10 protein-coding genes are annotated in these 12,643 nt (G+C 60.4%); 6 read left to right on the forward strand and 4 right to left on the reverse strand.

Annotated features, from left to right (window positions below; genetic code table 11):
* The first annotated feature begins 29 nt into the window (after positions 1 to 29).
* The 5 genes from VFI82_15360 to VFI82_15380 all read left to right on the forward strand — a co-directional run bounded on the left by VFI82_15360 (position 30) and on the right by VFI82_15380 (position 8,370).
* Complete coding sequence (locus VFI82_15360) at positions 30 to 743, forward strand: HAD family hydrolase (protein HET7186063.1); 714 nt, start codon at positions 30 to 32, stop codon at positions 741 to 743.
* A gap of 166 nt (positions 744 to 909) precedes the next feature.
* Positions 910 to 2,157: an HD domain-containing phosphohydrolase gene (locus VFI82_15365; GenBank protein HET7186064.1), complete on the forward strand. Its 1,248-nt coding sequence runs from the start codon at positions 910 to 912 to the stop codon at positions 2,155 to 2,157.
* A 618-nt stretch (positions 2,158 to 2,775) separates the two neighbouring features.
* Complete coding sequence (locus VFI82_15370; protein HET7186065.1) at positions 2,776 to 4,854, forward strand: DUF1800 domain-containing protein; 2,079 nt, start codon at positions 2,776 to 2,778, stop codon at positions 4,852 to 4,854.
* Positions 4,855 to 4,918: 64 nt separating this feature from the next.
* On the forward strand, positions 4,919 to 6,160 hold the full coding sequence (locus VFI82_15375; protein HET7186066.1) for a DUF1501 domain-containing protein: 1,242 nt from the start codon (positions 4,919 to 4,921) through the stop codon (positions 6,158 to 6,160).
* 83 nt (positions 6,161 to 6,243) lie between these two features.
* Positions 6,244 to 8,370, forward strand: coding sequence for an MASE1 domain-containing protein (locus tag VFI82_15380; GenBank protein ID HET7186067.1), 2,127 nt, complete (start codon positions 6,244 to 6,246; stop codon positions 8,368 to 8,370).
* A gap of 95 nt (positions 8,371 to 8,465) precedes the next feature.
* On the opposite strand, the gene VFI82_15385 is transcribed toward VFI82_15380, so the two are convergent.
* The gene (locus VFI82_15385; protein HET7186068.1) at positions 8,466 to 9,290 is read right to left on the reverse strand and encodes an ABC transporter permease; all 825 of its coding nucleotides are present in this window, start codon (positions 9,288 to 9,290) and stop codon (positions 8,466 to 8,468) included.
* Between the two features lie 154 nt (positions 9,291 to 9,444).
* On the opposite strand from VFI82_15385, the gene VFI82_15390 reads away from it, so the two are divergent.
* A complete protein-coding gene (locus tag VFI82_15390; protein ID HET7186069.1) occupies positions 9,445 to 10,218 on the forward strand; it encodes a DUF4412 domain-containing protein in 774 nt (257 codons plus the stop codon).
* Between the two features lie 25 nt (positions 10,219 to 10,243).
* Here the strand turns inward: VFI82_15390 and rfbD are convergent, their stop codons facing one another.
* The 3 genes from rfbD to rfbA are packed head-to-tail and all read right to left on the reverse strand — an operon-like array spanning position 10,244 to position 12,639.
* Positions 10,244 to 11,176, reverse strand: coding sequence for a dTDP-4-dehydrorhamnose reductase (gene rfbD, locus VFI82_15395; GenBank protein ID HET7186070.1), 933 nt, complete (start codon positions 11,174 to 11,176; stop codon positions 10,244 to 10,246).
* Complete coding sequence (gene rfbC, locus VFI82_15400) at positions 11,173 to 11,736, reverse strand: dTDP-4-dehydrorhamnose 3,5-epimerase (protein HET7186071.1); 564 nt, start codon at positions 11,734 to 11,736, stop codon at positions 11,173 to 11,175. Before rfbC ends, rfbD begins: the two co-directional genes overlap by 4 nt.
* A gap of 27 nt (positions 11,737 to 11,763) precedes the next feature.
* Entirely contained in the window at positions 11,764 to 12,639 is an 876-nt protein-coding gene (gene rfbA / locus VFI82_15405) for a glucose-1-phosphate thymidylyltransferase RfbA (GenBank protein HET7186072.1), read from the reverse strand.
* Positions 12,640 to 12,643 lie beyond the last annotated feature (4 nt).

Here is a 12,643-nt window from a genome sequence, read left to right on the forward strand (position 1 = left end):
CGCCGGGAGTTCGTGGAATATTGAAGGCCATGTCCGCCCAAGTCCCAATGAACGGCGCGCAGACGCTGCTCATCGATGCCGATGACACGCTGTGGGAAAACAACGTGTATTTCGAGCGCGCGATTGCCAAGTTCATCTCGTTCCTGAACCATCGCGAGTATTCGCCGGAGCGGGTGCGGGAAGTGCTCAACGAAGTGGAGCGCGAATGCATTCTGTCGCACGGTTACGGGCTGATCAGCTTCGCGCATGCACTGATGCGGACTTTCGAGCAACTGGCGGTGGAGCCGGTCACGCCCGAGCAGCACGAACGCATTCACAGCTTCGCGCACGCCATTGCCGAGCACCCGGTGGAAATCATCGCGGCGGTGCCGGAGACGCTGCAGTACCTGTCGGCGAAGCACCACCTGATCCTGGTGACCAAGGGAAACGTCACCGAACAGTCGGGCAAGGTGGAACGGTCGGGGCTGAAGGATTACTTCGCGGCAGTGGAAATTGTGGCCGAGAAGAACGCGCAGACGTATGAAGAGGTGGTCGGGAAGTACGGACTGGCGCACGCTGCCACGTGGATGATCGGAAACAGCCCGAAATCAGACATCAATCCCGCACTGGAGGCAGGACTGAACGCGGTCTTCGTTCCGCACGACCAGACGTGGATCCTGGAGCACGAGGAAGTGGCGAAGCCACCGGCGGGGCAGCGACTCCTGGTGTTGGAGAAGTTTGCCGGGTTGAGAGAACACTTTTGAAAGAGCCGGCAGACGGTTGTCGTGCCCGAATACATCGTAACTGCTTGCGAGCACAGGAGTTCGAACCTACTTAGCCAACACGGGGTGATAGGGCGCGAACCGCGGCGGCGTGGTAATCTCAACTTGCTCTGCATTGCGATTCTTCATCCCGCACGCGACGATGGGAGTGAAGAACGATAATTTCCGGCGGCTTCTGCTCACCTTCCAAGCCCTCAGCGAATTGGGCTCGGAGATGACGGCAGACACCGATTTTCCGCAACGCGCACATGCCATCCTTTCCTGCCTGATGGAGGCGTCGGAGGCGCGCGAGGGCGCGCTGTTCGTGTTCCGCGACAAGCCTGCAGTGTTGGCCGCAGTGGCGGCAACAGGGTTCAGCGTTTTCCCGCAACAGGCCGTCATTCCGCTTCTTCCCAAGCATGTTCATGCGCTCAACAACGTACGCGCGCCGATGCTGATTTCGCGTACCACGTGGGACCAGTACCTGAGTTCGAATGGGAACGTGGCGCCGGAGTTGTTCAAATGCATCGCGGCACTGAGGGTCAGCGGCAAACTGGTGGGAATGGTGGCGCTGGGGCACCGCAGCGAGGACACGCAGTACGGCGAAGAGGACCTGCAGGCGATCAACATGATGGTGCACTACGTGGCGCTGGCGGTGCACAACCACACGCTGTCGGAGTCGCTGGCGCAGAGAGTGTCGGAACACCTGAAGCTGCTCGGATCGGTGCACAACTTTTACGACACGGCGCTGGAAACATTCGCCAACGCCATCGACATCAAGCACGTCAACGTGCGCGGGCACTCGCTGCGTGTGGGGCGGTACATGGCGGGAATCGCCGAGGCCATGGGATTGGACCAGCCGGAGGTTTCAGGATTGCGCGCGGCAGGATACCTGCACGACATTGGGAAGGTCGCGGTGGACAAGCGTCTCTTCGCCAAGCCGAGCGCACTCGATGAAGAGGAATTTCGCGAGATGGCCGACCATACGGTGGTGGGTCACCAGATCGTGCAGGGCGTGGAGTTTCCGTGGCCGAAGGTACCCGAGGTGGTCCGTTCGCATCATGAGCGGACGGACCGCACGGGCTATCCGGACCATTTGGCGGCGGATGAGATTTCCATGCCGGCGAGAATTACGGCGGTGGCGGACACGTTTGATGCGATGACCAGCGAGCGCCCCTACCGGCCAGGACTGTCAGTGGGCGAGGCGCTGAGCGAGATCGCGCGCATTGCGCCCCTCAAGTTCGACAGCAACGCGGTGCAGGCGCTGATGGTGCAGGTGCGTCGCGACGCAGTGGGGCGAAAAGAGAACCGGTTCCTGGACGACAGGATCGTGTGCAATATCGCACCTGCGGATATTGACGTGCTGGCTTCGGCGCTCAACCACAAGATCACGCACGGAAAAATCTACTCGGCGTAGAGCGGCGCGGGCCAAGCGATCTGCACACACCACTCGGTGCGATAATTGCCGGATGCCGGCGGTCTCTGTGACTCGTTTGCGTGTCCGTTCTTGGCGACACATTCTGCCCTTCCTGTTCTTCACTCTGCGTGCTTTCCGGCAAGCGAAAGTTGCTGAAGGTAATCTCCATGTTGCGCTACTCCGCGATACCAAGAGCACGTTTTGGACCCGCAAGGTTTGGACGACAGAAGCGGAAATGAGATCCTTCATGATGTCTGGGCCGCATCGCCAGGTGATGCCCCGACTGCTGGATTGGTGTGATGAGGCCGCGTTGGTTCACTGGAGGCAGGACACCGACCGGGAGACAGACTGGTACGAAGCCCACCAACGTCTTCAGCAAGAAGGCCGGCTGTCGAAAGTACGTTACCCCTCACTAGCGCACGAGAGATTTGACATACCGCGACCCAGAAACGCGGCCAAGAATTCGCAACAGGCGTAACCGGCAGCCGGTACGGCAGCCAAGTACCGGCCCCGTTCCGGACGGAGTAACGGCCTCATGAACCGGCTGAAATCCAGCAACTTCCCTGCTGCAAATGGGTTCATAATCAGCATCGGATGGCAGCCGTTCGGAGAGCCACAATGCAACGCAAGCAACTGACGATCCTGCTGATCGTACTCGCCTGTGCAGTATCGGCCTCGGTCTGGGCCGGCAGTAAGAGAAAAGATAAAGACAAAAAAGCTGCGGCTGTGCCGCAAATGGATGAGCGGCAGCGGGCCATACACGCGCTGAACCGGTTGACCTTTGGGCCGCGTCCGGGCGACGTGGACCGGGTGGCGGCAATGGGCGTGAACAAGTGGATCGAGCAGCAGCTGCATCCGGAAAAAATCGATGACTCCGCGTTGGAAGCGCGGCTGGAGCCGCTGCGCACGCTGCGAATGGATGCGCGCCAGCTGGTGGAGAACTTCCCTCCTCCGCAAGTCATCAAGCAGGTCGCGGAAGGAAAGAAGTCCATGCCGTCGGACAAGGCGGAGCGCGCGATCTACGAAACCCAGGTCGAGAAATACCACAACCAGCAAGAAAAGAAGGCGGCGAAGGCGGAACCGGTGAATCAAGCCGGCGATGACCAGGGGACGATGCTGACCGAGGAGCAACGGGCGGAGCGTCGCGAGGCGCGCATGTACGCACGAGAGCAGGTGGACAACATCCTGGCCCTACCGACGCCGGACAAGCGCATGCAGGCGATTTTGGCAATGAAGCCCGAGCAGCGGCAGATGCTGGCCCGGGCCCTTCCACCGGAAGATCGGGAGCAGTTGATGAACTCGCTGACGCCGCAACAACGCGAGCAGCTGATGGCGATGAATAACCCCCAGCAGGTGGTGGCGACGGAGCTGATGCAGGGCAAGATCCTGCGCGCGGCATACAGCGAACGGCAACTCGACGAGGTGATGACCGATTTCTGGTTCAACCACTTCAACGTGTTTATCGGCAAGGGAGCCGACCGTTACCTGGTAACGGAATACGAGCGCGATGTGATTCGTCCGCATGCTCTCGGCAAATTCCAGGACCTATTGATGGCGACCGCCAAGAGCCCTGCAATGCTGTTCTACCTGGACAACTGGCAGAGCGTTGGACCGCGTTCGCAGGTCGGACTGGGCGAGGCGCCACGATCGATGAACAACCCTCGCATGCGGAATGGGCGGTTGGGAGGTCCGTTCGGCACCGGGCCGTTCGGCAGGCCGTATCCGTACCCACGGCCGCAGCAACGCGCGCCGCAGCAGACGCAGGCAAAGGGCAAGAAACAACAGCGCGGACTGAACGAGAACTACGCGCGTGAAGTGATGGAACTGCACACGCTCGGCGTCGATGGCGGATACACGCAGAAAGACGTCACCGAACTGGCGCGGGTGCTGACCGGATGGACAATCAAGGAGCCGCGGAAGGGCGGAGACTTCGAGTTCAACGAGCGCATGCACGAGCCGGGAACGAAGTTCGTGCTGGGACACAACATCAAGGAACACGGTGAGGATGAAGGCAAGGAGATGCTGAAGCTGCTGGCGCATCATCCTTCGACGGCGCACTTCATCTCCAAAAAACTGGCCACGCGATTCGTGTCGGATAATCCGCCGGAGGCTCTGGTCAATCGCATGGCGGAGACGTTCCTGAAGAGCGATGGGGACATCCGGCAGGTGCTGCGGACGATGTTCCAGTCGCCGGAATTCTGGGCGCCGGAGGCGTTTCGAGCGAAGGTGAAAACGCCGCTGGAGTTCCTGGTTTCCGCGGTGCGGGCAAGCGGGGCCGATATCGCTAATGCAATGCCGCTGGTGCAGACGCTCAACCAGATGGGCATGCCGCTGTACGGAGCGCAGCCGCCGACCGGGTACTCGATGAAGGCTGAGACCTGGGTGAATTCGTCGGCGCTGCTGAACCGGATGAATTTCGCGCTGCGGTTCACGTCGGGAAGAATGCCGGGGATGTCGTTCGCGCCGGAGCGCGTGCTCGGATCCACGGAAGTTCCCTCCGACACGAACGTGGTTCTAGCGCGACTGGAAGACGCACTGCTGGCGGGAGACTTGTCGAAACAGACGCACGAGACAATTCTCAAGCACGCGATGGAACCTGAGGTAACCGGGCGGGTGCTGGATGATCCGTCGCGTCCGGTGAATGCGGGAGTACTGGCAGGGCTGATTTTGGGGTCACCGGAATTTCAGAAACGCTGATCGGTGGCCGGTTATGCATGGGTCCGTTGTCTCGCTCAGGATGACAGGAGTTCAGGAGTTTCGCATGGCGATAACACGGAGAGTATTTCTCAAGGGCGGCGCGATCGCAGTGGTGGGCACGACAGTGGTGCCGGCATTTCTGCAGCGGGTGGCATTGGCATCGGACAAGGCGGCGACCGGCAAGAAACGGTTCGTCGTAATTTTTCAGCGCGGGGCGGCCGACGGGTTGAACATCGTGGTGCCGCACGCGGAACAGAGTTACTACTCGATGCGTCCGACGATCGCAATCCCGCGGCAGCAGGTGATTGATCTTGACGGATTCTTCGGATTGCACCCGGCGATGGCGTCATTCAAGCCGTTGTGGGACCAGGGACACCTGGCGATCGTGCACGCGGCCGGATCGCCGGACCCGACGCGCTCCCACTTTGACGCGCAGGATTACATGGAGTCGGGCACGCCGGGGCTGAAGTCCACCGAGGACGGCTGGCTGAACCGAGCGCTGCGCAACCCGGCGGAGAAAGATAACTCGCCGTTTCGCGCGATCGCGCTGGGCAGCGCGCTGCCGAGAATGCTGGCCGGGAGCGCGCCGGCGGTAGCCGTGAGCAACGTGAACGATTTCGGCGTGGGCGGGCGTAATCCGCAGGCGCAGCCGCTGTCCAACACATTCGAAGCAATGTATGACCATTCCGTGGACGCGGTGTTGCACGGCACCGGCCAGGAGACGTTCGACGCGGTGAAGATGCTGAAGTCGGCGGACCCGCAGAAGTACACGCCGGCGCCGGGCGCGAATTACCCGCGCGGGCCGCTGGGGAACGCGCTGCGCCAGGTGGCGCAGTTGATGAAAGCGGACCTGGGGGTGGAGGTTGCGTTCTCCGATGTCGGCGGTTGGGACCACCATGTGAACGAAGGTTCCGTGCAAGGGCAGATCGCGCAAAGAGTCGGCGAGTTGTCGCAGGCGATGTCGGCGTTCTGGACCGACATGGGGAACATGGCGGAAGACACCGTGGTGGTGACGATGTCGGAATTCGGGCGCACCGCGCGCGAGAACGGCAACCGCGGCACCGATCACGGTCACGCAAACGTGATGTTCATCATGGGCGGGCCGGTAAAGGGACGCCGCGTCTATGGACGCTGGCCGGGACTGGCTCCGGAGCACCTCTACGAGGGCCGGGACCTGGCGTTAACAACGGACTTTCGCACCGTGCTGAGCGAGGTGATTTACCGGCACCTGGGCAACCGAAACCTGGGCACGGTGTTCCCAGGGTTTGAAGCCAACCCGGGATCATTCTTGAAATTCATCGCATAACTTGGAATCGGCCTGGCGCCCAAATCACCCATCTGTGTTGTATGCTAGTTTCACTTGCCTCGAGGCGTTCCCGACGAGGTCACGTGTTCCCTTCCTTTCCGTATCCACGGCACCGCGATGTCGGTACACCTGTTCGCCGTGTTTTGGTCATCCGTCTGACGGTGATTTTCGTCGTGTATTTTTTCGCGGGCAAGATTGGCCTCGCGATCCCTTTCACTAGCGGGAATGTCTCCCCGGTTTGGCCTCCGGCAGGAATCGCTCTTGCGGCGATGCTGGTGTGGGGCTTTGGCATGTGGCCCGCCGTTCTGTTGGGTGCGTTTCTGGTAAATCTTCTCAGTCCGGTTCCCCACGGCGCCGCCTTCGGCATTGCAGTGGGAAACACATCCAGCGCTTTGTTGGCCGCCTGGCTTCTGCGGCGGGCTGGCGGATTCCAACCGGACCTGCCCCGTCTTCACGACGTCTTTTCGCTCGTTCTTTTCGGCGCCCTAAGCACCTCCGTTGCCGCGACTGTAGGTGTCATCACACTCAACATCAGCGGCGTGAAGCCCTGGTCGGGATTCACTCAAGCCGGGTTGATCTGGTGGTTGGGCGATGCTATGGGAGTGGTGGTGCTCGCTCCCTTGATCTTAACTTTTCCTCGACTCGCGCGGCTGCACGGAGAACGGCGCCTCGAGTTTGTCGGATTGGTCAGTGCAGCCGTCGGCCTTTCATTCGTGGTCTTTGGCAATCGCCTCGGTTTGGGCCCGGTGGAAAACGTGCTGGTCATCCTGGTTTTTCCTTTCGTCATTTGGGCGGCCATCCGATTCGGAATTGCGGGCTCTGCCGTGGTCAGCGCTCTCGTAGCTAGCGTTGCCATATGGGCAACTGCCACCGGCTTAGGACCGTTTGTTCAGCCGAACCCCATCCGCGGCGCTACCCTCCTCCAGGTGTTCCTCGCCGTCATTTCCATCAGCGGACTTGCACTCGCCGCCGTCGTTGCCGAACGCATAGCCGCCGAAGGCGCACTCCAGTTGGTTCAGGAGTTGGCTCTACGTCGTGAAGAGGCTGAGCAGGCGCTTCGCCGTAGCGAGCAACGCCTGAGCGGTATCGTAAATTCGGCCATGGACGCCATCATCACTATTGACCAGTCGCAGCGGGTCATCCTGTTCAACGCCGCCGCCGAGCGCATCTTCCGCTGCAAGGCCGCCGATGCTATTGGCCGCCCCCTCGACAATTTCATTCCCGCTCGTTTTCGCGGCGCCCATCGCGAACATGTCCAAACCTATGGCGAGACTGGCGTCACAACCCGCTCGCTGTACTCCCCCGCCACTTTGTCTGCGCTCCGCTCCGATGGCGAGGAGTTCCCCATGGAGGCCACCATCTCGCAGGTCGAAACGGAAGGCCAGAAGCTCTACACCGTCATCCTGCGCGACGTGACCCTGCGTCGGCAGGCAGAAGAGGCTCTCGTAAAATCGGAAAAGCTCGCCTCCGCCGGCCGATTGGCCGCCACCATCGCGCACGAAATCAATAACCCACTGGCCGCCGTTACCAACCTTCTCTATCTTGCCCGCACGGGGGACGGACTCCCCGAGAGCGTTCGCCAGCACCTTGAACTTGCCGATAACGAGCTCCAGCGTGTCGCTCACATAACGAAGCAGACACTGGGCTTTTATCGTGATCAGAGTGCACCTGCTGAGTTCGATCCAACTGAACTCATCGACAATGTTCTGGCCCTGCTGCAAGCCAGGATAGCGGAGCGCCATCTCGCGGTCGAAAAGCGATACAGAGCACATCCCCACGTGCTGGGCTCGGCGGGGGAGATTCGCCAGGTTTTTTCCAACGTAATCAGCAACGGTATCGAAGCTGTCCAGCCCGGCGGCCGGCTCCGGATCAAGGTCGCCTCGTCACGGGATTGGCGGGTGCCTGGCATTTGTGGCGTCCGAATCACGCTAGCCGACACTGGTCACGGCATCGCGCCCAAGAACTTGGCACGGATTTTCGAGCCTTTCTTCACCACCAAGAAGGAGGCCGGCACCGGCCTCGGACTGTGGGTCTGTCGTCAGATTGTGGACAAACACCGTGGTTCCATTCGGGTTCGCTCCCGCAGCACCCCGCCTTGCTCCGGCACTGTGTTCTCCATTTTCCTGCCGACAGCAGTAGCCCCCGAGAAGCAGGAAGATTTGCCACAGCCACCTAATTGCGTCTCGTCGATGCGGGCGCGCGTGAAGTGAACGGGAGCAAGAACCACCAGCCACGGATTGCCACCGATGAACACAGAAGTAAGCATCGAATCCGTTTTCATCCGTGTAGATCTGCGGCAAGGTTTTTAGAGACCGGCTTCGATGCGGGCGCGCGGATCGAGGTAATCGCGCAGGGCGTCTCCAATGAAATTGAACGAGAGCACGGCCAGCATGACCGCAATGGCGGGAAAAAGGACGAGGTGGGGCGCGTCGAACAAGTGCGCGCGGCCGTCGTTGAGCATGGAACCCCAACTGGCAGCAGGCGGCGGCACGCCCAGCCCGAGGAAGCTCATGGTAGCTTCGGCAAGAATGGCGCCAGCCATGCCGATGGCGGCCTGGACAATCACGGGCTGAATCATGTTCGGCAGGATGTGGCGGGTGATCACGCGCCAGTCGCTGGCGCCCAGGGCACGGGCGGCCTCGATAAATTCGCGTTCGCGCGTTGCCAGCACCTGGGCCCGGACCAGGCGGGCGTAGCCGACCCAGCCGCCGATGGAGAGCGCCAGGATCAGGTTGAAAATCCCGGGTCCGAGAAAGGCGACGAAGGCGATGGCGAGCAGAATGCCGGGAAAGGAAAGGAAGGCATTCATCACCACGATATTGACGACGCGATCGACGCGGCCGCCATAGTATCCGGCGATGCAGCCGACGATCAGCCCGAGCACCAGCGCAACCGCAACCACGCTGGAGCCGACCAGCATGGAAATGCGCGCCCCGTAGATAATGCGGGAGCAGATGTCGCGGCCGAGTTCGTCCGTCCCCAGCCAGTGGGCGTGGGAAGGGGATGAAAGCCGGTCGGGCAGATTGATTTCGGCGGGATCGTGGGGCGCGATCAGAGGCGCGAAAATCGCCAGCACGGTGAAGACAATGACCAGGACAATCCCGATCGCGGCGAGCGGATTCAGGCGGATGGCTCGGCCAAGTCGCTGGGCCGCGGGCGTGGTGGAAGGAATACTCGACGGAGATGTGGCAACTGTTGCCAAGAGTTTGGGTTGTAAACTGCTGGAGTGTACCGTATTTGTCGAGGGTCACACCAACTGCCAATTTCGTGTCCTGCTGGATGGAATGCGTAAAGCTCTGATTATTATTTCGTTCCTGATTGTAGGGTCGGCTTATTGCCTGGCCGGAGTGGAGTTCGTTGCGCAGACGCGCAGCGACGGCGGCGGCGACGTTACCGTGCACGCCTACGTCAGCGGGGCGCGCGCCAAGGTGGTCTTCGTGGAAAGCGCAGCCGACCTGTACAACATCGGCGACTACATGCTCTCGCGGGACGAGGGCAAGACTTTGTACCTGGTGAGCCCCAACACCAAGACATACACGAAGTACGATGTGCAATCGATGATGGCGGGCATGGGCGGCATGGTGCAAGGCATGCGGGGCATGATGAAGGTGAGCTTCGAGGCGCCCAGAGTCGAAAAGCTAATGCAAGAAGACGGCGGCCTGATTGCGGGCCTGCCGACGCAGCATTACCGATATCGCACCAGCTACACGGTGTCCATGCACCTGACCGGCGCGAAGAAGGTTTCGACGGTGATCGAGGAAGACATTTGGACCACGGACAAACTGGTGGATCCGGCGCTGAAAGTCTGGCTGAAACAGGATCCTCCGCCGACGGGAGACGAGCAGGTCGACAAGATGATCCGTGCCGAGATGTCAAAGGTGGAAGGTTTTCCACTGAAACGCGTGACCGTAACGCGTACCTCCGACGCCGCCGGTGAGCACAGCTCCCAGAGCGAAATGGACGTGCTGGAGGTTAAGCGGGTAACCGTCCCACCGGCGACGTTTGCGATTCCGCGCGGATACCGGGAAGTCGCGCCCAAGAGGGGACTAGAGGACTAGCCGCAAATTCCGCGTTGGGACGCGGCTAACCGGGACAATCAAAGTCCTCGAATGCCAGGTGGAGTTGATCACGCCAATCCGGCAAATGAATGCCGAAAACGCGTTCGACTTTCTCATTCGACAAGACGGAATATCCGGGACGGCGCGCCGGGAGGGGATACGCGGAAGCGGGGATCGGCTGCAGCGACGCCAGCGCGGTTTCGCACCAAGCCAGGGGTTTTCCCAAGCGTTGCAGACGTGCCAGCTCTTCCTCAAGAATCGCCCGCGCAAAATCGTGCCAGTTGGTCTGTCCCGCCGCAGTGACGTGATACGTGCCCGACAAAGTGTTGACTTCCGAAGCCGAAGCCCGCAAGAAGAAAGCGATAATGATCGCGCTCGATTCGGCGAGCATACGGGCCCAAGTTGGCGCGCCTACCTGGTCCGCGACGATTCGCAGAGGCTTACCATCGCGGGCGAGTCGCAGGATGGTCCGTAGAAAATTAGCACCCCGGGTTGCATACAGCCATTCGGTTCGCAGTACTGCATAGGGAACGCCAGCCTGCTCTACGGCGCGCTCACCTGCCAATTTTGTTTGTCCATAGACACTGATCGGGCTGGGGTCTCGGTCCTCGGTATAGGGCCGGGTTGCGGTGCCGTCAAAAACGTAATCGGTGGAGTAATGAACGATGAGCTTGCCTTCGACCCGCTTCAATTCTTCCGCCAGCACGCCGGGCACCTCGCCGTTCAGGGTGTGAGCGATGTCACGCTCGCTTTCAGCACGGTCAACAGCGGTGTAGGCGGCGGCATTCACGATGACAGTCGGGCGTGTGTCGCGGACCAGCTTGCGAACGGCATCCAAGTCGCCTAGATCGACAGTGTCAATATCTACCGCGATTATGTTGCTCACGGGAGAGAGCGTCCGCCGAAGCTCAAAACCCAGCTGCCCGTCGCGGCCTGTAATCAGCACGGTTGGAATCATGCGTCCTCTGCAGCAGGAAGGAATTCTGAAGCTATCTCCGACAGTCTTGGATAATGGCTGTCCTTTTCCGAGACGATTGGGTTTGTGGTCCTCCAATCGATCCCGAGTTGGGGATCCTGCCAGTGGATCCCGTATTCGGCGGCGGGATCATAAAAGTCGCTGCACTTGTAGAGAAACTCCGCTTCGTCGGAAAGCACCGAGAATCCGTGTGCGAAACCTCGTGGAATGTAGATTTGATGCTGATTTTCAGAAGACAAGACAATGCTGGTCCATTTCCCGAATGTCGGGGAGCCGCGACGTATGTCGACGGCAACATCAAGAACTTCCCCGCGCACTACCCGGCACAGTTTCGCCTGGGCATGGCGCAACTGGTAGTGGAGACCACGCAACGTATTACGCCGCGAACAGGAATGATTGTCCTGAACAAAGACGTCGCCAATGCCGACTTCCGCGAATTTGGTCGCGTGATAGGTCTCGAGAAAAAAGCCCCGATGATCGCGCAGCGCGCGCGGCTTGATGACGACGACACCGGGGAGATTGGTCTGAACAAATTCAAACATAATCCGCTGACACAAGGGTTCTGAGTGTTAGAGCATTTTCTCTTCGAGGATTTGGAGCAGGTATTGGCCGTACTGGTTCTTGGTTCTCTCTCCCAGGCGCTGCAGTTGCTGCCTGTCGATGTATTCGAGGCGATAGGCGATCTCTTCCGGGCACGCGACCTTCAGTCCTTGGCGCTTCTCCACGGTTTCGATGAACTGTGCTGCATCCAGCAGCGATTCGTGCGTGCCAGTATCGAGCCAGGCAAAGCCGCGGCCCAGGACCTCCACGTCCAGGCGTCCGGCTTGCAGGTAGCACCGGTTCAAGTCGGTGATTTCCAGCTCGCCGCGAGGCGAAGGCTTTAACGTCGCGGCGATTTCCGAAACCTGCTGGTCATAAAAATATAGGCCCGTTACCGCGTACCGTGATTTTGGCTTCGCCGGCTTCTCCTCCAAGCTGATGGCGCGTCCCTGGGAGTCAAACTCCACCACGCCATAGCGCGTGGGATCCGCCACCGCGTAGGCGAAGATCGTCGCGCAATTGGTTTTCCGGGTCGCGCGTTGCAGCAGGTTGGAAAGCTCATGCCCGTAGAAAACGTTGTCGCCGAGCACCAGCGCCGCGTCACTGCCGCGCAGGAATTTTTTTCCGATGATGAACGCCTGCGCCAGTCCTTCCGGGGCCGCCTGCACCGCGTATTCGAAGCTCATCCCCCACTGCGAACCGTCGCCCAGCAGCTCGGAGAAGCGCGGCGTATCCTGCGGCGTTGAGATCACCAGGACGGAACGAATCCCCGCCAGCATGAGGACGCTGAGTGGGTAATAGATCATCGGCTTGTCGTAGATGGGCAGCAGTTGCTTAGAAATGACGTGCGTCACCGGATACAGGCGAGTCCCGGAGCCGCCGGCAAGAATAATGCCTTTTCTCAACTCC

It is taken from the genome of Terriglobales bacterium (genome assembly GCA_035691485.1).
Taxonomy (GTDB): Bacteria; Acidobacteriota; Terriglobia; order Terriglobales; family Acidobacteriaceae; genus JAIQGF01.